At 40.2% G+C, this 24,489-nt stretch carries 20 protein-coding genes; 9 read left to right on the top strand and 11 right to left on the bottom strand.

What is annotated here, in order from left to right; genetic code table 11:
• The first annotated feature begins 16 nt into the window (after positions 1–16).
• Genes H5116_RS08665 through H5116_RS08655 form a run of 3 tightly spaced genes read left to right on the top strand, consistent with a single transcriptional unit; the run spans position 17 to position 4,059 of the window.
• A complete protein-coding gene (locus H5116_RS08665) occupies positions 17–2,365 on the top strand; it encodes a GNAT family N-acetyltransferase (protein WP_182715967.1) in 2,349 nt (782 codons plus the stop codon).
• Complete coding sequence (locus H5116_RS08660; protein ID WP_182715966.1) at positions 2,358–2,996, top strand: hypothetical protein; 639 nt, start codon at positions 2,358–2,360, stop codon at positions 2,994–2,996. Before H5116_RS08665 ends, H5116_RS08660 begins: the two co-directional genes overlap by 8 nt.
• Positions 2,980–4,059, top strand: coding sequence for a heparan-alpha-glucosaminide N-acetyltransferase domain-containing protein (locus tag H5116_RS08655; protein WP_182715965.1), 1,080 nt, complete (start codon positions 2,980–2,982; stop codon positions 4,057–4,059). Before H5116_RS08660 ends, H5116_RS08655 begins: the two co-directional genes overlap by 17 nt.
• A gap of 37 nt (positions 4,060–4,096) precedes the next feature.
• On the opposite strand, the gene H5116_RS08650 is transcribed toward H5116_RS08655, so the two are convergent.
• A complete protein-coding gene (locus H5116_RS08650) occupies positions 4,097–4,963 on the bottom strand; it encodes a LysR family transcriptional regulator (RefSeq protein WP_182715964.1) in 867 nt (288 codons plus the stop codon).
• A 114-nt stretch (positions 4,964–5,077) separates the two neighbouring features.
• Between H5116_RS08650 and H5116_RS08645 the strand changes: the two genes are divergently transcribed.
• Positions 5,078–5,578 (top strand): lactoylglutathione lyase family protein, encoded by a 501-nt coding sequence (locus H5116_RS08645; RefSeq protein ID WP_002959229.1) that lies wholly within the window; start codon positions 5,078–5,080, stop codon positions 5,576–5,578.
• Positions 5,579–5,817: 239 nt separating this feature from the next.
• On the opposite strand, the gene H5116_RS08640 is transcribed toward H5116_RS08645, so the two are convergent.
• Genes H5116_RS08640 through H5116_RS20320 form a run of 3 tightly spaced genes read right to left on the bottom strand, consistent with a single transcriptional unit; the run spans position 5,818 to position 7,054 of the window.
• On the bottom strand, positions 5,818–6,198 hold the full coding sequence (locus H5116_RS08640) for a hypothetical protein (RefSeq protein ID WP_182715963.1): 381 nt from the start codon (positions 6,196–6,198) through the stop codon (positions 5,818–5,820).
• Between the two features lie 56 nt (positions 6,199–6,254).
• Positions 6,255–6,686, bottom strand: a complete 432-nt coding sequence (locus H5116_RS20325; RefSeq protein WP_310735987.1) for a nucleotide-binding protein — start codon at positions 6,684–6,686, stop codon at positions 6,255–6,257.
• Entirely contained in the window at positions 6,653–7,054 is a 402-nt protein-coding gene (locus H5116_RS20320; protein WP_259398800.1) for a hypothetical protein, read from the bottom strand. Before H5116_RS20320 ends, H5116_RS20325 begins: the two co-directional genes overlap by 34 nt.
• Before the next feature lie 282 nt (positions 7,055–7,336).
• On the opposite strand from H5116_RS20320, the gene H5116_RS08630 reads away from it, so the two are divergent.
• Entirely contained in the window at positions 7,337–8,269 is a 933-nt protein-coding gene (locus H5116_RS08630; RefSeq protein ID WP_182715962.1) for a ChaN family lipoprotein, read from the top strand.
• Positions 8,270–8,335: 66 nt separating this feature from the next.
• Here the strand turns inward: H5116_RS08630 and H5116_RS08625 are convergent, their stop codons facing one another.
• From H5116_RS08625 to H5116_RS08610, 4 genes are read right to left on the bottom strand one after another with little or no spacing between them, the layout of a single operon-like run.
• The gene (locus H5116_RS08625) at positions 8,336–9,055 is read right to left on the bottom strand and encodes a HugZ family protein (protein WP_182715961.1); all 720 of its coding nucleotides are present in this window, start codon (positions 9,053–9,055) and stop codon (positions 8,336–8,338) included.
• Positions 9,052–9,840 (bottom strand): heme ABC transporter ATP-binding protein, encoded by a 789-nt coding sequence (locus H5116_RS08620; protein WP_182711980.1) that lies wholly within the window; start codon positions 9,838–9,840, stop codon positions 9,052–9,054. The genes H5116_RS08625 and H5116_RS08620 overlap by 4 nt, the downstream gene beginning before the upstream one ends.
• Positions 9,837–10,889, bottom strand: coding sequence for an iron ABC transporter permease (locus tag H5116_RS08615; RefSeq protein WP_182715960.1), 1,053 nt, complete (start codon positions 10,887–10,889; stop codon positions 9,837–9,839). Before H5116_RS08615 ends, H5116_RS08620 begins: the two co-directional genes overlap by 4 nt.
• Complete coding sequence (locus tag H5116_RS08610; RefSeq protein WP_182715959.1) at positions 10,886–11,695, bottom strand: hemin ABC transporter substrate-binding protein; 810 nt, start codon at positions 11,693–11,695, stop codon at positions 10,886–10,888. The genes H5116_RS08615 and H5116_RS08610 overlap by 4 nt, the downstream gene beginning before the upstream one ends.
• A 139-nt stretch (positions 11,696–11,834) precedes the next feature.
• Between H5116_RS08610 and H5116_RS08605 the strand changes: the two genes are divergently transcribed.
• Entirely contained in the window at positions 11,835–13,916 is a 2,082-nt protein-coding gene (locus H5116_RS08605) for a TonB-dependent hemoglobin/transferrin/lactoferrin family receptor (RefSeq protein ID WP_182711978.1), read from the top strand.
• Between the two features lie 261 nt (positions 13,917–14,177).
• Here the strand turns inward: H5116_RS08605 and H5116_RS08600 are convergent, their stop codons facing one another.
• On the bottom strand, positions 14,178–14,849 hold the full coding sequence (locus H5116_RS08600) for a hypothetical protein (RefSeq protein WP_182715958.1): 672 nt from the start codon (positions 14,847–14,849) through the stop codon (positions 14,178–14,180).
• A gap of 108 nt (positions 14,850–14,957) precedes the next feature.
• Between H5116_RS08600 and H5116_RS08595 the strand changes: the two genes are divergently transcribed.
• On the top strand, positions 14,958–15,833 hold the full coding sequence (locus tag H5116_RS08595; protein WP_182715957.1) for a LysR family transcriptional regulator: 876 nt from the start codon (positions 14,958–14,960) through the stop codon (positions 15,831–15,833).
• 263 nt (positions 15,834–16,096) lie between these two features.
• Here the strand turns inward: H5116_RS08595 and H5116_RS08585 are convergent, their stop codons facing one another.
• A complete protein-coding gene (locus tag H5116_RS08585) occupies positions 16,097–20,119 on the bottom strand; it encodes a rhombosortase-dependent M36 family metallopeptidase (protein ID WP_182715956.1) in 4,023 nt (1,340 codons plus the stop codon).
• A 149-nt stretch (positions 20,120–20,268) separates the two neighbouring features.
• Between H5116_RS08585 and H5116_RS08580 the strand changes: the two genes are divergently transcribed.
• On the top strand, positions 20,269–20,793 hold the full coding sequence (locus H5116_RS08580; protein WP_182715955.1) for a hypothetical protein: 525 nt from the start codon (positions 20,269–20,271) through the stop codon (positions 20,791–20,793).
• On the opposite strand, the gene H5116_RS08575 is transcribed toward H5116_RS08580, so the two are convergent.
• Positions 20,790–22,307, bottom strand: a complete 1,518-nt coding sequence (locus H5116_RS08575) for a sensor domain-containing diguanylate cyclase (RefSeq protein WP_182715983.1) — start codon at positions 22,305–22,307, stop codon at positions 20,790–20,792. The genes H5116_RS08580 and H5116_RS08575 overlap by 4 nt on opposite strands.
• A gap of 370 nt (positions 22,308–22,677) precedes the next feature.
• Here H5116_RS08575 and H5116_RS08570 point away from each other — a divergent pair, with 370 nt between their 5' ends.
• Positions 22,678–24,489: a glycoside hydrolase family 3 protein gene (locus H5116_RS08570; RefSeq protein ID WP_182715954.1), complete on the top strand. Its 1,812-nt coding sequence runs from the start codon at positions 22,678–22,680 to the stop codon at positions 24,487–24,489.

Raw genomic sequence — 24,489 nt, 5'->3', positions numbered from 1 at the left:
AGATTTAGGAGTTTTTATGTATTTTTCATCTTTTGTAACCACGTTACAACACACAGGTAATGTGACTATGCGGTTACTACAGCAAAGCGATATGCCCATAATTTGCCAGTGGCTTGCTCTGCCTTACGCCCATTTTTGGGGGATGAGTAAACACACCCCCGAGCAAATGTGCAGCGCCTACCAAGATATAATTAACAACCCGCACCATCATGCCTATGTTATTGAGCAAAATAATGAGCTGCTTGCCTTAGTTGAGCTTTACAGCCCAAAGCACGACAAACTACTCGCAGCCGCCTATGAGGTAATGCCAAACGATACCGGCATGCATATTTTACTTGCCCCAAATACACAGCCTAAACGCCATTTTAGTTTTGAAATAATGCAGTGCGTATTGCACAGTATTTTTGCCCATAACGATGATGCGCGGGTAGTGGTAGAGCCCGATATTGCCAATAGTAAAATTCATACCTTAAATAAGCGTTTAGGCTTTGTGCATACTAAGCAAATAACCCTTGGTGATAAAAACGCATACCTTGGATTTTGTAATAAAGCCGCGTTTGAAACGCATGTAAATTTACATCACAAATCGCAAACGCCAATAAACACCGACTATGTAAAGTTTGATCATTGGCAGTGGGCAAACAGGCACTTACAAAGTAAAGCCATTAGCGAGCTGGTACACGAGCGCTTATTGGTTGCAGAGCAAACCCCGCAAGGTTTTAAAGTTAATATTGAAGGGGGTTACTTTATATTTAATGGCCGCGCTATGGCGCTTAATCACATAGATATAGACGAGCCAAGCTTATGCTTTTATAACCTTAACAATGAGCAAGTAGCGCTTGATGTACTGCACTTTTTTAGTGTGCAAGGCCCTGCGCTGGGTTTAACTGACGAGCGTTTAGCCACCTACCTCGAAGAGCTTAACGCTACACTTGCCAGTGCCTGTTATAAACGCGAAAACAACACGCTTAGCGCAGCCGAACTTGCGAAATTAGGGCTGCAACAAATAGAGGCTGCAATGAGCGAAGGCCACCCTGCGTTTGTGGCTAATAATGGCCGTATTGGTTTTAGCAAAACCGACTTTTTACGCTATGCGCCAGAGGTGGGTAAACCGTTTAAAGTATTGTGGTTAGCGGCGCACAAAACAGTATGTGATTTTGCTCACAGTGAATACTTTAGTGACTACTCAAGCCATATTAGTGGCGAGCTTGATTTAACCACCCGTGATGCGTTTAACAAAGCGCTAAAAGCGCAAAACCTAAACCCTGACGACTACCTATTTATGCCGGCCCACCCTTGGCAGTACCAACATAAATTAAGTGTGGTGTTTGCCAACGAGTTTGCCAATAACCGCTTAGTGTATTTAGGTGAAGGCGACGATTTATATCAAGCGCAGCAATCTATTCGTACATTATATAACTGCTCGCACCCGCATAAACCTTATTTAAAAGTAGCGCTGTCTATTTTAAATATGGGCTTTATGCGCGGGCTTTCGCGCGCTTATATGGCGGTCACTCCGGCCATAAATGATTGGGTGTTTAATAAAGTAAACCACGACCCAACACTTAGCGCGTGTAACTTTACAGCACTAAGAGAGTACGCCACCTTAGGGTATGCGCATCACACCTTTGAGCAAAGCGCGTTGGGCGATACACCGTACCGTAAAATGTTTGCGTGTTTATGGCGCGAAAACCCAAACCATAACTTACAAAATAATGAGCAGCTCACCACCATGGCCGCACTACTGCACCTAGATAACAACGGTAAAAGTATGGCAGGTGCATTAATAGATCAAAGTGGTTTAAGCACACATGCTTGGCTGCAACACTATTTTAACGCCTATCTTATCCCTTTAGTGCATTGTTTTTATGCCCATAAATTAGTGTTTATGCCCCACGGCGAAAACCTCATTTTAAAGCTTAAAAATTCAGTACCCGTAGGCGCTTACATGAAAGACATAGGCGAAGAAGTCGCGCTGCTTAATAGCACTGAGTCTTTGCCTGAGGAAGTGTCGCGTATTCATATTGCTATGCCTAAAGAGCTTGAATTACTAAGTATATTTACCGATGTATTCGACTGCTTTTTTAGATACCTAGTCGCTATTTTAGTAAGAGAAGCGCGCATTACCGAGCACGATTTTTGGCAAGGCGTTGCGCAAAGTGTTAAAGCGTACCAACAGGCTAACCCTGCCTTAAATGCGCGTTTTAAAGAGTATGACTTTTTTAGTGATGAATTTGCACACTCTTGCTTAAACCGCTTGCAGCTTGGCAATAATAAACAAATGGTTGATTTAACCGACCCTGCAGGCAGTTTACAGTTTGCTGGAAGTTTAAATAACCCGGTATCGGCAAAGCTGTATGGTTAAGCCTCACACCCTTTCGCACTTTTTATTTTGCCCAAGTGAGCCAGCTACTGCGGCTCATCCAAGCTTAAATTTAGTGCGCAAATTAGCGATTCATTGCAAGGCGCATTACCCCCATGCGCCTACGCAATTTATTAGCCGGCATTTATATTTGCAGCTTTGTTGGCAAGCTATTTATGCCTATTGTTATTGGCATACGTGCAAACACAACGCGCACAATCCAATGCAGTTACAGCTCAAAATTAGCGGCGCGTATAGCCGAGGGTTTAGCCTCACAGGCGCGCCTTTATTAAGCAAAACTGAGCAAAATAATGCACTCATTGAGTTTATTAACTGTGTAGGTAAGTGGATAAATAACGATTATGCGCTGGGTCAAAAAGAGCAAGGACGCTTATTAATCGACACCCTTAACAGCGCATTTAAACGTGCACATAGCTTAAATTTAGCAAGCGCTGATCACACTACACATTGCCATCAACAGCTACACAATTTAATCAGCAATCACTTTAATTTAAACACTCCATTTAAATTAACGGCCGATCGCTTAACGTGCTGTCGTTATTATTTAGCAGGTTACAAAAAATGCAAAACCTGCCCAAAAAAGGATATTAAAACCAATGAACACACGCCTTAAAACGATTGACCTTGCCCGAGGTGCGAGCGTTTTTATTATGATTTTAGTCCACACTTTATGGATGTACTCAAGCACAACGCTTCAAAGTGAAAGCCTATTTGGTGCTGTTATTCATATACTTGGCAAAGGCACCGCCTCGTTTTTGGTGGCAATGGGGCTGTCTATGGCGCTTTCGCGCAGGCAAACACCCATGTTATTAATTAAGCGCGGCATACAGCTTTTACTACTTGCATATTTAATGAATGCAGCAAAGTTTTGGCTACCTATTGAGGTATTTAATACCATGCCCGAGGCGTTTATAAATGCGTATGGCTGGCAAAGCCCGCTTAGTGCTGGGCAGTTACAATTTATGGTGTTAACCGGTGATATTTTACAACTTGCTGGGGTGAGCTTAGTGCTGTTTGGCGCGCTTAATATAGCCCGCTGGAAAACCACATGGATTGCATGTTTAGCCATGGCTATTGCACTTGTAAGCCAGTTTGTTAGGGGGCAGCAGTTTGCGCTTTCGCCTTATATTAGTGATTTGTTTTTTGCTAATAACTACCAAGTTTATTTTCCGGTATTTCCGTGGATAAGCGCTATATTAACCGGCTACGTGCTTGGGCGTGTATATATAAATAGCCAGCATAATGCAGCGTATTTATTTAATGTGTGTGCAAAGTTAGGGGCCGCATTATTAGTGATTGGTTCAGTGTGGTTATTTATTGATTTTAAAGGCCAGTTTGGTAACTTTTTTCACTTAAATGGCGGCGGTATTATTTATTTAGTGGGTTTAAATTTATGTGCATTAGCCTTAATAGAATATGCCATTGCCAATAAATTTAATGGCCCTATTACACGCGCTCTTTTATATGCGAGCAAACATGTAACGGCCCTTTACATTATTCAATGGGTGCTAATTTGCTGGCTTATGGGCGTGTTTGGTTATCATACCCAGTCGTTTTGGCCAACGTTGTGCTTAATGGTACTTATGAGTTTATTAACCTTTGCTGTGCACAAAGTGTATTTGCAAGCTAAGCAAACCATACTCGCTATTAAGCAAAAGCCTAAGCGTACAGCATAAACTGTAAAGGGGCTTTACGGGCGCAGTTACACGCGCCCTAGCCGGCCTTTATTGCTTCAATTACTGTGTTCATGCGCTTTGCCATTGGCCTATTTCGGTGATGGCATACATAAATATTTTCACTAATCGGATTAGCTAAATGGTGCGTTTTAATAAGCGCAGGTTTATTAAATGCGCTAACAGCATGCGCAGGTAAAACCGTAAATCCCAGTCCTAAACTTACCGGTTCGAGTATTAAACTTATTTGGTTAGAAAACCCCGTGCGCTTAAATTGATCAACATGCTCAAACTCGCTGTAGTTTTCGCTAAGTAATAGCTGGGCGTGGTGTTTTGCATCGGGGTGGCCAATAAAGCCAAGCTCACATAAAACCTCCCATGTTGGGTTTTTAATATGTGCGGGGGTTACTAATAATAAAGCTTCTTGACCAATTTTGTGGCTGGTAACTTCGCTAAGCGTGGGGGCTTGGGTTAAAAAGCCTATGTCGGCACTGTGGTTTGCTACAGCTTGCTCTACACTGGTATTAGGTGCAAAGCGATAATCAATATTAAGCTCGGTATGCTCAGCCTGCAGCGCTAATAATTGGCTATAAAATTGTAGCCCACAACTACCAGGCGATTGTATTTTTACCAAGCCGCTGTAAGGCGAATCATCTTTTAATTGTTGTTCTAAAAATTGCCATTCTTTTAATAACAAACTGCCTTGCTGATACAAATTTTGCCCATGTACGGTAAGGGTAAATTGTTTGCCGTGACGCTCTAATAGCGCGCAGTTTACTTGTTGCTCAAGCTTTTTAATATGCTGGCTTACGCCAGATTGGGTCATAAAAAGGCGTTCGGCGGTTTGGGTAAAGTGATTTACCTCAACCAACGTACAAAACGTGTTTAACCATGCAGGGTTTATCATTACAAAACATACTCAAAATGATGATTAATGATAATTTTACTTAATATTGTTCAGTTCGTAAACTAACTCCATCAACTAGCCACAAGATAAGTCACAAGTTAAAGAGGAAGCATTATGAGTCATACATATCCACGTAGTTTTTCGCACATTGGTATTTCGGTTCCCGACGTTGAAAAAGCAGTCGAGTTTTACACTAAGGTTATGGGTTGGTACACAATAATGGAACCGACTTTAATTACCGAAGACAAAAGCCCAATTGGCGAAATGTGTACAGAAGTATTTGGCGAAAAGTGGGAAAAATTCAAAATAGCGCACCTATCTACAGGGGATCGTATTGGTGTCGAAATTTTCGAATTTAAAAACCAAGAAAACCCAAAAGACAATTTTGAATATTGGAAAACAGGCATCTTTCATTTTTGTGTTCAAGACCCTGATGTAGAAGGTTTAGCTGAGCGTATTGTAGAAGCTGGCGGTAAAAAACGTATGGAAGCCCCTCGTTATTACTACCCGGGTGAAAAGCCGTACCGCATGATCTACATGGAAGACCCGTTTGGTAACATCCTTGAGATTTACAGCCACAGCTACGAGCTTATTTACAGCGCAGGGGCTTACTAAAAGCACTTAGCCTAAAGCATTTTGCTAAAAGCAAAGGCCGCAGTATTTATTACTGCGGCCTTGTTGTTTCAGTTAAAGAGTTTTTAAATACACTTCACCGTCTTCTTATTCTCTATAACTTGTTTTTGCTTAGCTTGTGCAGCATGTTTTGCCCTGAGTTGAAAATATTATCAACCTCCAGAAAAGCACTACCAATCGAACTGTGTCCTAGTGAATTTATGAACGACATAACACATATGTCAGGAACTTTTTCTCTTCTCCACAAACAGGCTATATGTCAGTACCGCTGAGATTAAAAAACAAAATATTACGCTTAATGTAAATAATATAAAGTTTTCATTTTTTGATATAGCTCCTCCTTTAAGGAGTATTTCACCGCTATTAAGTGCATCTATTCCTATATAGATCATCAACGGAATTACAAAAAATGCATTGCTGAGCTTAATAAGTAAGTCCTTTGATGAAAGACTTACTAATTGAGAAGCATCATGCTCTTCCTCTTCTCTATTTAATAGTTCGGCTTTTAATAGCTCAAAGCGTTCAGGGTACAAAGCCCTATCAATAGACGTGATAGCTTCTTGCAATTCAGTAATAGAATATTCTGAATAATTTGGTTCCATCTATTAAACCTTCTCCAGTGCCTAGCACCTGTGTAAGCGTTAGTCTTTGATACTTATTAGAAAAATGATTTTAAAGTGTAGCCACATTGAACTAACTCTTTTGCTACTTGGTTTTTCCATGCACCAGGATCATCAATAGTGACATACAAAACACCACTTATACCATTTGGAGTTTCAAGAGCCCCTTTAACTAAAGGGCAGACATTTTCTCGACCAAGCTTCGCAATAAGGTAAGCATGTTCAAACACTACATTTTGTCGTGCTCTATTTTTTGGAGGGTTTGGCTCTGTTATAGCTCTCCCTAAATCACATGGAGTATATAAAACAAGAGCAAAATCAGCATCATTTGAATAATGTTCAATTTTTTCAATAATTGTCATTCCTGCGTTAGCTTGCTCATGCAGGATAATAGCTTCTAAACCAAGTTGCTCGACAAAGCGACTTACTTCTTGTTTTACTTCGTTGTTATGTCCATGAACAATAAACACTTTCCGTTTGTTACGAGGAACTTCTTTAGCTGGAGGCACTGGTGTATTTGTAGTAGTTGCATTATTCCCTGAGTTGGTTGCCCGAACTCCAATTGATCTAATATTGGTGTGAACTCACCAGATAAATACGTACGTCTTTCGGCGTAACTACTAAATTTTGGCTGAATAAACCCCCAAAATGAATCTAAATTACGGTGCTGTCGTAACCACTGAGGAAGCATTGGTGCAAGATTAGAATTACTCAGCAATTCAGAGCGTAATGCTTCAAATTCACCTGAGTCAGATGCAAGTCCAGTTGCTCTTGCAGTGAGCAAATTCAAAAGGTAGCTAACCTTATCGAAATCCGTTTCTAAAAATTCAATACTCAATTAGATCTCCTATAATTCAATCTAGAACTTAAAAGCACAACAATTTTGCGTATATTCCTGCGGTTGTAACGCTCATTTTATACTTTACACAGTTTTAACAAATTACCTAAGATATTGCTATCAAAAGCTATTTAATATCTACAAGCAAAGTTAAGGCATATAAATGCGCATTTCGCTCATTTCCTTGATTATGTAAGTAAGCAGCAGTTTGGCTGGCTTAATAGGTATTACAAGTATATGATATTGATAATTATTTGCATTAAAAGGTTTTGAAAGGTGTGTATGAAAAAGTCTATGTTAACTCTGGCGTTAGTTACGGGTTTGAGTGGTTGTAGCACAACAACTGTGCCGCCTGATAAAAGCTCATCGCTTTATTACACTGCGCTTTATAATGCACAAGCAAAGCCTGTTAGCTCCGTATTATTAGAGCCCAAGCTATTAAATGCCGATGTGGTTTTAGTGGGTGAATGGCATACGCACCCGGGTGTTCATTTATTTCAGGCGGAGTTATTTGAGCAATTAAACAAAAGTAATAAACGCACAGCACTGTCGCTTGAACAATTTAGCCGCGCCGATCAGCTTACTTTAAACCAGTATGTTAAGAGTGAAATTGGTGAGCAATATTTAATTGATAACACCCAAGCGTGGCCTAATTACAAAAGTGATTACCGTGCGTTGGTAGAGCTGGCTAAAGCGAACAATAGCGATGTAATAGCTGCAAATGCGCCAAAAAATATAGTCACCTGTATTGGCAGGCAAGGCATAAGTTACCTAAATGAACTTGATGAAACACAGCAGAGCTATATTGCTGCCGCTATTGATACCTCCCCCAGTGATTATAGACAACGTTTTATGACCTCAATGCATCACGGCTCGCCAAGTCAAAATGAAAACTATTATGCTGCGCAAGTTACCTGGGATGAAACCATGGGGGAGTCTATCGTTAACTATTTAAATAATCATAAAGATGCGCAAGTAATGCATATAGCGGGCGATTTTCATGTAAAAAATGGCGAAGGTATAGCGCGCGTTATTAAGCGTTTAGCGCCAGAGCTAAATGTTGTGTGGATATCGCCGGTAACGAATGTGCAAGCTAATCAAAGTGGGTATCAGTTGCAGGTTAACCCTTTGCCAACCCGTTATGTACAAAAAGAACATCAGCAAGCCGCTTTTAAAGCGTTAGGCAAGCGAGGCGAGCAAACAGCTTGCTTATAAAATAACGACATAGTTAGTGAATCTCTTAACCAGGGCGCAGGTTAACTATGTCGTCATGTATTTAGTTTAGTTATTTCGGGCTTGGTTGGTTAGCTCAACCAGCGCTTTACGTACCTCTAACGGGCTGTTGCACTGGGTTTTAAAATTAATAAAGTAATTACGCTTTTGGCTTTGTATATAAAAGCCTGTGGGTAATAAGCCGCTCATTATTGGGGTGTTATCAGCTACGCTGTAGTGCTGCATTAATATGAGCGACATAGCATCTTGGTGATCTTCATTCATATGGTTAATCATGCTTTGCTGCTGGCTTTCGTCCCAGTTTTTTGCCTCATCCTGCCATTCGTTTTGCTCAAGCCAAAATATTTTGCCAAAGCCGCCAATGTAACGCACTCGCACTACGTCTAATTGCCATAATTGAAAGTCGTGCGCGTTGCGATAGCTAGCGGCTTCGGGGTATAGGGAAATATAGTTATCAAGTAAAGTGTGTGCTTGCTCACTTGGCACAATAGAGCCATCGCCTACAAGCGTTACGCGGCCGTGCTCGTTTTGATCGCCACTGTCGGTGGCATCAAACACAGTTAGGCTCATACGTGAGTCGTGCTTTAGATTTTTAGTGTGCTGGGCTATATCGCTAATAAAAAAGTAAACGCGGCCTTGTCCGTCGCACATATAGGGGGTTACTGAGCCAAACGGGTAACCGCGTAAATTATTAGAAATGGTCGACATGACACCAGCATTGGTTTTGTAAACCAATGTGCGTGCATCGTTTAACGCTTGCTCTCTCATAAAAACTCCTGACGTTGAGAAAAAACCATGGGTGCATCGTTATAAGGATGAGGGTTTACGTGCAGTTTCATGGCGTACATTTGTTGTAAGTTTTGTTCAGTTAATACGGTGTTTATAGGCCCACTTTGCAGCACTTTTTTGTTGTGCAGTAAAATAGCATCGGTTGCATAAAGGCTGGCTAAATTTAGATCGTGTATTGCAATAATGGCGCTGTTACCCTGCCCTACAAACGCTTTAACGCAGCTGAGCAAAGCATGTTGATGGCGCATATCAAGTGCTGATGTAGGCTCGTCGAGCAGCATTAGTTTTGGCTCGGCCGATTGTGTAAAGGCGTTTAGTTGCGCCAAAGTGCGCGCCATATGCACACGTTGTTGCTCTCCGCCCGAAAGCGCACTTACGCGGCGAGTTAAATAATGGCTTAAATCCATAATAGCGGCGTATTTATTTACTTTTTCGCTTTGCATTTTTAATGACTCTACATACGGATAGCGGCCCATTGCAATAAGCTCAAATACAGTAAAATCAAACCCTACGTGGTTTGCTTGCATCATCACTGCGCGCTGTGTGGCTAGGCGTTTTTTAGCATGAGCGGCCAGTGGCTTAGCATTAAAAAGTACACTGCCTGTAAAGGAATGCATACCTGCTAAGGTATGCAGCAAGGTAGATTTACCTGCGCCATTTTCACCAAGTAGTGCTACAAGTTGCCCTTGTTTAGCGCTGCCATTAATAGCGTTTAAAACGCTGTGATTATCAAAGCCAACGCTTAGGTTGTTAAACGTGATCATGACCAACCTCGCTTATTTTTCATTATTAAATAAATAAACAATGGCGCACCCAATAGCGCGGTAATAATGCCAATGGGTAGCTCTGATGGCATGATCACAATGCGTGCTAGCCAGTCAGAAAGTAGCAATACCACTACGCCAATTAGCATACAAAGCGGCAGCATATTACGTAAATGCGGCCCCACCATTAAGCGGGCAATATGCGGGACTACCAAGCCAACAAACCCTATTAAGCCGGTAAGTGCCACAACCGCCCCTACTCCTAGTGCAACAAGTATAATTACATATAGTTTGAGCTTGTTGGTGTCTACCCCTAGGTACTGAGCTTGTGACTCGCCAATAAGGAGTAAGTTCATGGGTTCTTTTAATCGCCATAGCCCAACTAGGCTAATAAGCAGTAACGGCGCAGCTTGAATAATCGTGCTCCAGCTTGCTCCGCCTAATGAGCCCATGGTCCAGTAATTTATTAATCGTAGCGCGCTATCGTCGGCAAAAAAGCTCAGTAGCCCAATAACCGCAAATGCTAACGCGTTAATAGCCACCCCCACTAATATAAGTGTGGTGATATTAATTTGCCCTTGCTGCTTGGCAATAAAATATACCAGCGAGGTAACACCAAGCGCCCCTAAAAAAGAGGCATAAGGTAAATACAACTGCGCGTTAAAATTAAACTGCGCGCTAAGTGCTATAAACGCCACAGCAACCATAGCCGCACCCGCACTAATGCCAACAATAGATGGATCGGCCAATGGGTTGCGGCACAGCGCTTGCGTTGACGCACCTGTTTGGGCAAGCACCAACCCTACAAGCACTGCAAGCACAAAGCGTGGCAAACGTATTTGCATTACGACATTTATTTGCAGCGCATCAAACTGATTAAAGCGCTCGGGTGCAAGCCAAGCAATGGCTAAACGCCAATCCCACCCTGCTGGCCCATACCCTATGCTAAGTAGCGCCAAAGAAAAAATACACACAGAGGCTAATAGCATCCATTTATGGGTTTGGCTAAGTGTTACAGGGTTAAAACGGCTCAATGTTAGGGTGTTCATAAGCGGATTTTATACTCGTTAAGCTCATTAATTGCTGTGGCTATACGCGGCGACATGCCAAGCGAAAGTAGGCTATCCATTACAAGTAAGTTACAGGTTTGCGCCGCTTTTAATAAGTGTAGTGTAGGTTGCTCACAAAAAGCCTGCTTACCGCCAAGGCTTTGTACAACATGGGCTGGGGCTACTAAAAAGTCGGGCTGATTTACAGCCAGTACTTCACTATTTATTGCTTTAAAGCCTGAATGCGTAGCGCCTATATTGGTAATGCCTGCATAGCTAAATAATAAATTAGGGACGGTTTCTTGCCCGGCGGCAACAAGCCCGCGCTCATTAGCTGAGAGTAAAAATAGCGCGCTGTGTGTTTGCGCTTTTGCTTTTTCAGGTAACGATTTTGTAATGTGTGTAATAAGTGTTTGTGCTTTTTGCTTGGCGTTTAAATCGTCACCTAAGCGTTTTATTAGCTCAAGTAGCTCGTTAACTGAGGTCGGCTTTTTATAATGAATGAGCTTAACCCCTGTTGCCTCAATTTGCTTAAGTGCTTGGCTTCGCCCTGCGCCTTCAAGCGCTAACAAGGTGGTTGGACGCATTGAAAGTACGCCTTCTGCCGCTAATTCACGGTAATAACCCACCTGTGGTAATTGCGTAGCTTGCTGTGGGTACATACTAGATTGATCAACAGCTACAAGGGTATTTTGTTTGCCTAGCGCATAAATTATTTCAGTAAGGGTGCCGCCAGCGCTAATAACGCGCTCTTGTGCAAGTGCAGATTGGGCCATTAAAGCAAACAATATAAATAGGTATTTCATTACACACTCCGGTTTTATTTTTTGGCTATTATAACCAGTTAAATCTAAATGAAAATGATTATCATAATTAATTGATCTTAATTTGACTTAGTTGTAACATCTCCGCCATAAATAATAACTATTATCATTTGGAGTTAAAATGAATCCCTCTGCGTTTAGATTTACTGCTATTGCAACCTTACTACTCGGCTCGGGCACTGCCATTGCCGAAAACATAATTGACGATCATATTGTTGTAAGTGGCTCGCGCTTTGAGCAAAAGCTTAAAGATGTTACAGGCTCAGTTACTGTTATTACCGAGCAAGACATAGAGCGTCAGCTAGCTGTAGATTTACAAACCATGTTTAAGTACGACCCAAGCATTGCAACGACAGGCAGTGGCGCAGGCGCGCAAACACTTACAGTACGTGGTGTTGGTGGTAACCGGGTTGTATTTATAAAAGATGGCCGACGCACCAACGATGGTTATGCAGGTGGAGGGGGCTATTTAGTTGGCCGTAATTATTTTGACGTAGCAGGTGTAAAACAAGTAGAAGTAGCCAAAGGTGCTGCATCGTCATTATATGGCTCTGATGCACTTGGTGGCATTGTGGTTATAACCACTAAAGATCCTAGTGATTATTTAAAAAATAACAGCAGCTTTGTAAAAATGGCGCTTGGGTATCAAGGTCAAAGTAATCAAGTTGCCGCCGATATTACTGCGGCAAAAGACTTAGGCGACTTTGCAGTAAGCGCCGTGTATAGCCACCGCGATAGCGAAGAAGTACAAAACTATGACGAAAATTTACCCGGTTATGATGCTAAGTCGGATGCTTTATTAGTTAAATTTGAGCAACAGCTTGATGAAAAACGCACACTTAAATACACCCTTGATTACTTTAATCAAACAACTGAGCAAGTAATAACCCCCGCTGTTCAAGAAACCGAAGAAGATGACACGAGTTGGTCACTGGCGCTCGATTACCATTCAGAAGTAGCAACCGCCGCGTTTGATAAATGGTATGGGCAAGTGTCTTATAGTAGTTACGAGCAACAAAGCGATCAAATTAGTGGCGCAAGCACCTACACCGATTATAACGACTATCGTTTTGAGCAAAATATTTTAGGTTTAAAAGCGGTATTTAATAAAGGGTTTAACGCAGAGAGTGCCGATCATGAAGTGGTATACGGGATTGATATAGACTTATACGACACCACCCGCCCACGTTTTAAAACCCGTATTTTAGCCGATGGCACTGTTGATTTTACAGATCAAAAACAAAAAGCATTTCCGGGGGCTGATACCTCTTTAATTGGCGCTTATGTACAAGATAGTATTTCGTTTAATAATAGCGCGTGGTCAGTTATTGCGGGTGTGCGATATGATTACTACACCCTAGAGGCTAAAAATGATGAGCTATACGCCGATGCGCAGCTTGGTGATATTACCGAATCTGCTTTTTCGCCTAAGCTAGGTGCTATATACCAAGTGGATGATAACTTGTCGTTGTACGGGCAATACGTACGAGGCTTTAAAATACCACCACACGACCAAGCCTATCAAAGCCACGGCGTTGAGCCGTTTTATCAAATATTACCAAACGCCGATTTAGACCCTGAAAGCAGTGATTCGTTTGAGCTTGGGCTAAGATACGCCAGCAGCGATATTAGTGTAAATTTAAGTGCTTTTTATGCAGCATACGATGACTTTATAGAAACCGCCGTAGTGGGTGTTGAGCCAACGTACATTCCTGGCGTAAACAAAACGCTGTATCAGTACCAAAATATTAGCGAAACACAAATAAGCGGTGTTGAAGCAGGAATTGCCATGTATGTAGCTGAAAATATACTACTAGAGGCAAACGTGGCTTACGTTGATGGTGAAAATAAAGAAACCGATCAGCCTCTTACCAGCATTAGCCCGTTAAATGGCTCAGTATTGTTAAGTACAGAACAGGGTAATATTAACTGGACCGCCGCGTTGCGTTTGGCTAAATCGCAATCGGATGTAGTACTTGATACAAACGGTAATAAAACTACGCAAGGACATGGCTACGGCGTTGTTGATTTATACGCAAACTACGAATGGCAAGCGTGGCAGCTAAATGTAGGTGTACTTAACTTGCTCGATAAAGAATATGTACCTTTTGAGTTGATTGCAGGTCAATCACAAGGTGCTGATTTTAGCCAATACACCCAACCTGGGCGTAACTTTTCAGCCAAAATAAGCTATGAGTTTTAATTAGCTCCTAGAAAATTAAATAGCAACAAACGCTGCATGAAGCTGCAGCGTTTGTTGAGTTTATTTTTATGATGACACCCAACCTAATTTTTTATTTATTGATTCCTAGATTCTAATTGGAAGTGCACCACCTAATTCATTATGGCTAAAGTACAAAATTAACGGTGGGTGTCATCTCAAAATTTAATCTTAAAATTTACTAAAAACAAAGTAACACTTTATAAGCCAGCGATTTAAAGCCAAAATCACTGGTTTTATAAATTAATTAACTGCAAAGTCTTTTGTTTCTAAATAGCTTGGTACGGTTTTAAAACATGCCTCTAGTTTGCTTTTAAGCGCAGTGCTTATCGAAGCATCACACTTCAATTTCCCGTTATATTTACTCATAGTAAGCGGTACTAAGCTTAACGAGTCATAGCTTGGCTTGCTTTGTATTTTATGAATTACTAAACCTTGCTGCTCTGTTAGCTTTATTAATGTAAACACATTTTTTTTTGCTTGATTAGTCGTTATTTTTTCAACATATAGCGGGTTTTTAAAGGTTAGCTTTGTAGTAAAAAGTGCGTTGCCACCGCGTTCAAAATGGCCGTTAAATACAGTTACATTTAAGGTGGGTGTCTTTTTATTTATTAATAAATTTAGGTCAAATTTGGTTGGTAAAATAGTGATCTGTTCTTGCTCGTCTGCTGCTTTATTTAAAATATTTTTGATTGTTTTTAAGTGGGTGTCATCCGTAGTTACTTCATACACTATTTGGTAGTTGTGTGGAGGGGCGTATAAAGGCATGTGGCTGGCAAGTACTTTATCGCCGGCTAAAATAAGCGCCATACCATGGAAGCCATTATAGCTGTGGGTTATGTGTGAATTGTGTTGAGGTGTATTTGCGTGCGCTGCACTCGATAATAAAATAAAAAATAGCAGTATGTGTTTCATGTTAGTGCTCAAAAAATATATATAGCGCCACTATAAGCTGATTTTTATATACAAATAATCGATAATAAGTGATTAGTTGTTTCCTTTTAGTTAATACGGTTTGGCGCTATGCATTTAGATGACATTGAAAAAGTAATTCATATGGCGGGTTCGCAAAATCTGCATACAACCGCTAAGCACTTTAATATTACCCCAGGTGCGCTGTCTAAAACGCTAAAAAAGGTTGAGGCAAATTTAGCCACGGAGCTGTTTAACCGTGTAGGTAAAACCTTAGTACTCAATGATAAAGGCAAAGAGTTTGTTAAGCACAGTAGCGATTTAGTTCATAATTACCAGCAGCTTACTAGCCGTTTTAAAAGCGATAATCATAAATTTAATGCGGTTATTGCAGGCCCTGCCATTTTACTCAAAAGTGGCGTTAAAAAGCTGCTTACACCCCTTAGTAACCTGCCTTGCTCGGTGCGTATTAATAATGTATTTGAAGGTGAAGCCATAAGCCAAGTTGCATCAGGTTCGGCGCATATTGCGCTAGTTACTCGCGAGGCATTAAACAACAGCTCACATACTAATTTAGTGGCGGTTGACGTATTTAATACTGAGTTTAGTGTAGCTGCGTCTCCTTCACATCAGCTAGTACAAAAAGGCTTTTTAACACTCAATAAAAACCAATTACTACAGTTGTCTTTTGCATGCCCGTTGTTTTCACCACTGTGCGGCCTTGAACAAGGTATTGGCTCCGACGGTTGGCAAGATGAAATAGCCCCGCGCAATATTGTATTTAGATGTAGCGATTACAGTGCATTAATAGAGGTGATACAAAGTGGCTTGGCGTTGGCATATTTACCAAATTTCGTGATTGATGATTTAGGGCTTAAAAAATTAACTGTAAAGGGGGTTAACAGTCGCTACAGCGAAGACATAGTAATGATTTACAAACCATCAAAAGCTGATGGCTGGCTTAATAAACTCATGCACTCTTTGTAGAGAATTTATCAATTTAAGTTCAATGGAAAGTATTACTTAGCTAAGCAGTGGTTAGCTAATATCAGCAACAATGCACTGATTACGGCCATGTTCTTTTGCATGGTAAAGTGCTTTGTCAGCACATTTGTAAACTTGGTCTATGTCGTTACTGTGCTCAGGACTAAAAAAATCAAACTAAGTGCATAAAAAAGGCCAGATGCAAACGCTACTGGCCTTTCATTAAAACCGTCATGTATTTAGAGATGACGGGATGTTATTTAAACTTATTTACTTACGTTTTTACGGCGTCTATTAAACCATACTAATGGAGTAAGTAATAAAGCTATAAAGCCAAAACTACCACCACCGCTAGATTTTGATTCAGTTACAGGCACTGTTGCTACCGCTTCATTTTTTACCATTACAGTACTTTGTTGAGTCACAGTTGTTACACCATCACTTACGGCAACTTCAAAAACAAGCTCTTCATCTGCAGTAATAGCTGCAGGTGTGAAGCTTAAAGTTTCAGTGTCAGTACCAGTGAGCGTAGCAGCACTACCGCTAACCTGAGTCCAAGCATAAGTTAGTGTTTGACCATTGCGATCTGTAGCTGTTGCTGTAATTGTTCCTGTAGCAGATTCAGTAATTTCCGCCGATGCACTTTCGACTAAAACAAGTGGGGCTGCGTTATCACATGCTAGTGAATCACCCGCTACAAGCTCTGAAAATACAGGAGATAAAACGTTAGACATAGTTAGGTTATCAATCCACCAACCTAAATCATCAACTGCGCCATCTGATGAGATTCTAAAGCGCACTTTTACTAAGTTGCCGTTTAGAGCATCACCAAAGTTGATAGTTTCATAATTACCATACGCGCCACTATCTTGTACGTTATTACCTGTAAAAGTTTCACGTTCTTGAAGTTCTTGCGAATCATTTTCGATTAGAACAGCGTCATAGCCAACATCAAATGTGCCGCCAATTTCAGTAGCATCAACCCAGTCACCGCCATTAACACTAACTTCTACAACACCACCATCCCAGTTTTGCTCAATACTATAGAAATGCCAAAATGAGATTTCAAAGTCGCCTGAGTAACCAACTTCGAATGACTTACTCTCTACTGCTACATCTGATTGGAAACCATTATTTACAAGGCGCATTGCCTGTGTGCCTAGCCCAAACCCACCTTGTTCAAAGAAGGCAATATTACTACTATTATCCATTACCTGAGTGCCAACAGCTAAGTCACCACCAAACATTACGTTTTCTTTTAAATCTAATAGTGATGAACTTGCTACTTCCATATCATCTGAAGCTACAGCTCCAACAGGCATTTCTGATTTAAAGCCCATATTTACTTCAAACGTGAGTGTTTGATCAAGCGCTTCAACAATATCATCGTCTGTTTCAATTTCAGGAAATGTGACTTCAATTTCTAGTGTTTCAGCTGTACCCGCTTCGTTCAAAGTAACTTTGATATCGTTACTTGTTATTGCTTCGTACGGTTGAACTTCACCAAAAGTAAGTAAACCATCATTTTCAAATGTTACATCGTGATCGCTTATAACAGTCAGCTGTGCTGTTGTACCACTAAGTACTTCACTACCACGGTTAGTAATTGTTACGCTAACCGTACTCGTTTCGCCTTTATCTAAAATATTGTCGTTAGTACAAAAACCAAGCTCTGTACCATTGTACATGTTGTTTAAGTCAGCACTTGCAAATGCATAGCTAGAAAGCTGTGTTTTATCTGATTCAACCACACCAGTAAGGTCATTACTGAAACGATCTGGCGATACTGCGCCAAGACCCATACCACGTTTAGCAAATGCACCTACCATTAATTTGTAATCAGCAGGGTCTACTGCATAGGCAGCAGCTAAAATAGCATCACGTGCTTCAGTGTAGGTTGGTGCAATAGGTGTTAATTTGTAACCTGCAACTAAGTAATCTGCCATTCGAGTTTGTGCTTCATTAAAGCCATGCTCGTTAATAAGCGCTACATAGTTTTCCCATAATACAGTTGCCCAAATTTCGCCGGCAGCATGAGGAGAAGCCACGCTTGTTGGTGATATACCAATATCAGCACCAGCATTTTCAGTAATATGGCGGAACGACAATGCATTTACATCTGTATCAGTTGAATAAGGAAGACGACGAATACCGAAGTAGAAGTCTTCTACAAATGTGCCGCTACCATATGCTTTTTGGAACTTATCGTTACCTGTAATATTTATATCGCTTTCTTTAGCGATAAACATTAATGAGTGGAAATCGCCCCAGCCTTCGCCCATTGCGCGGCCTTGGAAGTTAATAAGGCCTGATGAATTACCGACTAAGCGGTTACTAATATAGTGACCCCATTCATGAGCAATAATACCATTATCAAACGTACCATCTTTTAATGTTGCTTTTGTAAACATGTTTACAGTAACAACTTCACGAACATCAATTAGGTCATACATTGCATGACCATCAGCGTAATTTAAACCCATATTTGGAATGGTTACAGTATCGTCTTCACCGCCCATTGGTGCCGGTTCTGCCGTATCTGGGTCATTATTAACAACGATAGTTGCTATTGCGCCTGCATCTTGTGCATTTTTTACTTTAACTGTAAAAGCACATGAACCACGGTCTACAATTGCAATTTTTCCTGCTAGTTCAGCTGCATTTATAGCAGGCTCACAACCATCATTTACACTTGTTGAATCTACTGTATTTCCATCATCTAAACGAACAACTTCTGCAGCCACGTCACTGAATTGGTATTTACCAAAGCCCGATTCTTTTGTTGAAGCTAAAAGACCTAAAGAATCATGTGAAGTTACTGTAATACCAAAATCTACACCAACAGTGGCATCTTTACTGTTGTACAAGTACATTTGCATACGTGGACTAGCACCATCAGCTGGCGTAGACATATTTGCGTTATTACGACCTGAGTTATCTTGAGCCTGTGCTTCAATCGGGTCACCTTCTACGCCGCCACGACCAAAGTTAGATACCTGCGCTACATTTGACGTTTCATCAAAGCCATGGTCATAGAAAAAATCATGTAAAAAGTTATTCATGTAAAACAAGTTAACAATAGCCGCTTTACGGTTTGCGTAGCTATTTGCGACTTCATCTACTTGATAAGGGTAGTCAAATGTGAAGTCTGCTGTTGTTTCAGCAGTAAAGTCACCTTCACTAAAGTCTTGAGGTGCAACCACATCTGCGTAAGCAAATACGTTATTACCTGATGTTGTTGTTGCGTCATCAGCTAACCATGGGTCCATTGTGCTTAGTTTGCTGTAGTAAGATAGAGATACCATTGGCGCATCTAAAATCTCAGTCTCGTCTACTTGTCCTGGGCCATCTGCAGGAATTACGTCACCGTGCGGGCTTTCCATTGGGTAGCCATCTTGGTTTGCGTAAACACGGTAATTAAAGTCAGCTGCATGAGATTTCAAATCTTTCGCAAAATATACTTTGCTGTTATTTGAATCTACTACGTAGCTAAAGTAGTCACTTTCTAAAGAGCCAACTTCTGCTACTTCTACTTCAATGTAGTAAGCTGATTTAAGCTCGCCTGCAACTTCAAAAAACACTTCTTTTGCACGTGGTGTACCTAAAACAATCTTAGAATCATCTAATGATTTAGCCTCATATTTTGCATATCCACCTTCGTTACCAATTTTACGAAGTGAGACATCAATATTTGCTAATTCACTAAATGCTTTTCTTATGCTTTGCTCAGAGCTTACAAAACCAGTTAACGCAGCAAGTTTATTTTTAGATGACGACGTATCAGCAAAATAACCCGAGCTTGCTACTAAGTTGTACTCTTTATCCATTAACAAGTTGTATTCGCGGTTAAAAACTTCAACACCGTTTACTTGTTGTTTGTATTTTGCACTAATAGAACCGCGTTTTTGCTCTGATAAATCAACCATAACAGCAGAAGATGCTGTTGCTTTACGATTACTAATACCTGTTAAAGTTTCAATATAAAAGTCAGCAGCATATTGATTACGGTTATCAGCTGCGATTAAAGCCATGTCAGGCTTACGCTGACCTATTGCTTGCCATAAAAATGTTGCTTTACCCATTTGTGCATCGTAAATAGATTTTTGACCCGACACAGTGGCGCGTTCGGCTAAGGTTTTCTGCTGAACGGCAGCTAAAGAAGCGCCCTGAGTAACTGAATTTGTTGCACTTACATCATAAAATCGAGTTTGTTCAGCGGCCGTTAGTTCACCTGCTGCTAATGTAGATGTTACAACCATGGCAATAGTTGTTAATTTGAATTGAGACATGTATCCACCTGTTTGTATTTATTATGTTTAAATACTTAATGTTTTTAAATTGATTGTTTTATGTAAATATCTAGTTAAGTTGTTAATATACAGACTTGAATAAGGCTGAATAGCTTTAAATTTAAAGAAAAGTAAACAAAGGTAAACGAATGCAAAAAATAATTTTTACAAGTGCAGTGCCAATAATCGCAGCTTTATTACTATCTGCATGTAATAACAGTGAAAAAACAGAGGTTAACAACTCTCAGGTACAACCTAAAACAGCAGAGATCATTATAAAAGAACCATCTAAGAACCAGAAAAGTGACATTATTTTCCCTAAAAAAGAAAGTAGTCAAGGTGTTGTTAAAAATGCATCTAAAAGCATAAATTCATCTGGTGATAAACTTATCTTTAACTCTGAGCAGTTATTTAAAGGCGACGTTATTTATAATCAGAACTTAAAACAAAAAGGTGTAGTAACAGGTACTCTTACCATTACACTAAATACCGATTCTGTGCCTGATGAGTTAAAAAATAATTATGAATTAGTCAAGTCAACAGCTCACAATTACACATTACTTGTTGAAAAGGATGTTGATATTGCAGGATTGTCTAGTGCTCTAAACAGCTATAAATCAGTGACCAATGTAGAAATTGCAATTAACTATTCACCTATCGAAACACACTTTTAATCAGCAACAATGCACTGATTACGGCCATGTTCTTTTGCATGGTAAAGTGCTTTGTCAGCACACTTGTAAACTTGGTCTATGTCGTTACTGTGCTCAGGCCAAGTTGCAATCCCAATAGAAATTGTTATAAAGCCGATAGTTTCCATATTTGTAGCCTCAACAGTTTTAAGTAGTCGCTCTGCTATTTTGAGCGCACTTTGGCTGTTTTCATTAGGCAAGACAAGTACAAATTCTTCACCTCCTATACGTGCTACGATATCGTCTTTTCGAGATAATTTTTTGATAATATCAGTAAGCGATTTAAGAGCTTCATCTCCTTTATCATGGCCAAAGGTATCGTTAACTCGCTTAAAGAAATCGATGTCTATCTCTAAAATAGCAAATGGAGTTTGCTTAAACATCAACTGGTTTAATAAACCGTTTAAACTCCTACGGTTATGAGTATCAGTTAGGGGATCTGTTTGCGCATCATGACGAAGCTGACCTATCTGCATTTGCAAAGTATTAACTCCATTGAGCATTGCAATTTTTAGTCTTTGGCTTTCAAAGTACCAAGATTTAACACTTTTTAGCTCTTCAATACTTGTTGGATCGTCAAGTGTATTTGCTTTGTCTGCTAGTTGTTTTAAAGGTCTAGAAATTAAGTGAGCAAAAAAACCTATTAAAAGAAACGTAATAACAGCCATCGGTAATGTACGTTTTATTACTTCAGTTATGAGTAAATCAAGTGACGAAAGCGTTGCTCTTACAGGGCGCTGAGCGACAATTACCCATTTTGCTTTAGGCACGGAGGAAAAGCCTGCTAGCATTTCTATCTCTTGGCTATTTTTAACAATAGAAGTACCGCTTTGGCCTGTAATCATATTATTAGTGATGGAATTATTTGTGACGACTGTCCCTATTAGTGCCTGATCTGGGTGATAGAGAATTCGCCTACTGGCGTCGACCACATAAATATATGTTCCACCCTCATAATAATGCTGCTCTAATAAGCTATTTAAAATATTACGCTCCTTTAGATAAAGAGAGCCACCAATATAACCAAGGTAATCTCCACTTTGATCAAACAAAGGATGAGAAATAAAAACAATAAAGTTCCCAGCAGCCGACATATAAGGCGCGCTGATTAATGGTCTTTTTTCTTGTAGCGCTTGTACAGCGCCAGGTGAGTGGATTGATTCACCAATAAGTTGCGGAAATTTAGGAGAGGTTGCGACAACAACACTATGCTTATTAATTACAACCGAGTTAAAGCTATTCGTTTGTAAGTGTAAGCGGGTCGCTTCTTGGTTTAATAAATCTTCATCATCAACTCTTTGCTCTATTTTTTTAGCTGAATAGGCCAGTTGTTGCATTGCGGATTCTAAAAAATTATCTGTTGCTGATGCCAGTTTATTGGCATAAGCATAGTTACTTTTTAGCGTGTAAGCTGTTAACTGCTCTTTTTGTACTTGGTAGGTAGAATAAAAGCTACTTACTAAAGTACTAATAGAAGCCGTAATCGCTAAAAGCAAAATAAGAAATCGAAGATTTAAGGCCGTTAATAATTTTTTTCGCAAACGTATGCCATCCTAAGTACAGGTATTCAGTACCCGAACCTATAATTGTATATAAAGCCCGCAGTTATACCCTCTTGAAAATTTATTATCTAATATTAACAAAGTCACAAAAAATATAACTAAATATAACTTTTCGCTAATAGCAAAATTATAAATTTTCTTTAACTTTTACAATATGTTATTGGTTCCTCTGCCAAAAATCCTTCTTTTGCAGTTACCTCAAAAAGTAGTTAAGCTGCTTACACTTATCTACTTTTTAGCTTTGGAGTGTGTTTTGCTAAATAAGTGTATTGTATCGTCTATCGTTTTTTTATCTGGGTGCTTAATGCCATTACAATCCTCGCTTGCTAAACCCGTGCTTTCTCTTGAACAAAAACTTGGGCAAAAGCTAATACTTGACTTTCGTTACTTCTGCCAGCAAGGAGTAAGTAATAAATGCCGAACTCCAATGACCGAGTTACCTAATGAGCTCGCTACCGCTATTGCAAAATACGATATTGGTGGGGTAATTTTATTTTCTGAAAACACTCAATCGATAGAGCAAACAATTACGCTTAATAGCCAATTGCAAACAGCTGCAAGTAAATCCAGTAGTAAGCTGCCGCTATTTATATCAATAGATCAAGAAGGCGGACGTGTAGCGCGTTTACCACGCGATGTTGCCACCTCATTTACCGGTAATATGTCGATTGGCGCAACCTACAAAAAACACGGTACAAGCTTTGCGACAGCAACAGCAACAGTAATAGCTAAAGAGCTAAATTCGCTGGGTATAAATGTAAACTACGCGCCCACGGTTGATGTAAACATGAACCCCGATAACCCTGTTATTAACGTTCGTTCGTTTGGTGAAAACCCAGCATTAGTGAGTAAATTGGGCGCCGCACAGGTTGCAGGATTTGAAAGCAATGGCGTGATTACCTCGTTAAAGCACTTTCCGGGTCACGGCGATACAAACGTAGATAGCCATACAGGCTTGCCTAAAGTAAACCATGCAAAAGAAGTTATTTACGAGCAAGACCTAGCACCGTTTAAACACATTATCGCCAAGCAAAACCCAGGTATGATAATGACGGCGCATATTCAATACCCAGCGCTTGATAGCACAACGTTTATAAGTGTTAATGGCAAAACTATGGTAAAACCAGCAACAATGTCGCGCGCAATCATTACTGATATTTTACGTGGCGAGCTTAATTACCAAGGAGTTGTAGTAACTGATGCGCTTGATATGGCTGGTATTAGTAACTTTTTTACACCAACTCAAGCGGTAATAAATACATTTTCAGCTGGGGCTGACATTGCCCTAATGCCCGTTGAAATTAGAACACCCGATGACTTAAACAAACTCGATGACCTTATTAAAGAGCTTATTGCAGCGGTTAAATCAAAACAACTTGATGAGCAAGAAATAGCACAATCTGCACAGCGAATAATTACGCTTAAAAATAAATTTAGATTAAGCACTAATTTTGACCCTATTACCGCGCTCATAAATGCAAAGCAAACAATTGGCAGTGCAGCACATCGAGAAATAGAAGCGCAGCTTGCTGTAGAGGCAATAACGCAGGTTAAAAATAATAACAGTACTTTGCCGCTTAATTTAAAAGCAGGAAGTAATGTTCATATTATTATGCCCGACACGCGTAAATGTATGGCAATGCAGCAAGCGATTGAAGCTATCAGCCAGCAAAAACTTAACTATAGTTGTAGTAGTTTACAAGGGTTTAATCCGGCACAAGCTAAAACACAAATACACGCTGCTGATGTAGTTATCGCCGGTAATGCAACACCTAATCAAAGTGCGGTCGAAATTGGCGGTATGGATGATTTAAAAGATGATTCAAATTTTGCACTTAATAATGCGGAGCAGCCAAAAGCACTTGAGTCATTATTAAATATGGCAAAAGAGAAAAACAAAAGCACTGTTTTTATAAGCCTAAGAGCCCCTTACGACATTGCTAAATTTGGTAATTATGCAAATGCTGTACTTGCATCCTACGCATATAATATTGATATAGATAAAAACGATATTGTATCTGGTCCTGCTTTTACCGCACTTGCAAAAGTGTTACTAGGCGAAGCAACTGCTAACGGCGTATTACCTGTCACAATAAAACCGCAAAAGGCGCACTAA

Origin of the sequence: Pseudoalteromonas sp. SG45-2 (genome assembly GCF_014164115.1) — a bacterium.
GTDB lineage: Bacteria > Pseudomonadota > Gammaproteobacteria > Enterobacterales > Alteromonadaceae > Pseudoalteromonas > Pseudoalteromonas distincta.
This window is presented reverse-complemented; position numbering and strand designations above follow the sequence as displayed.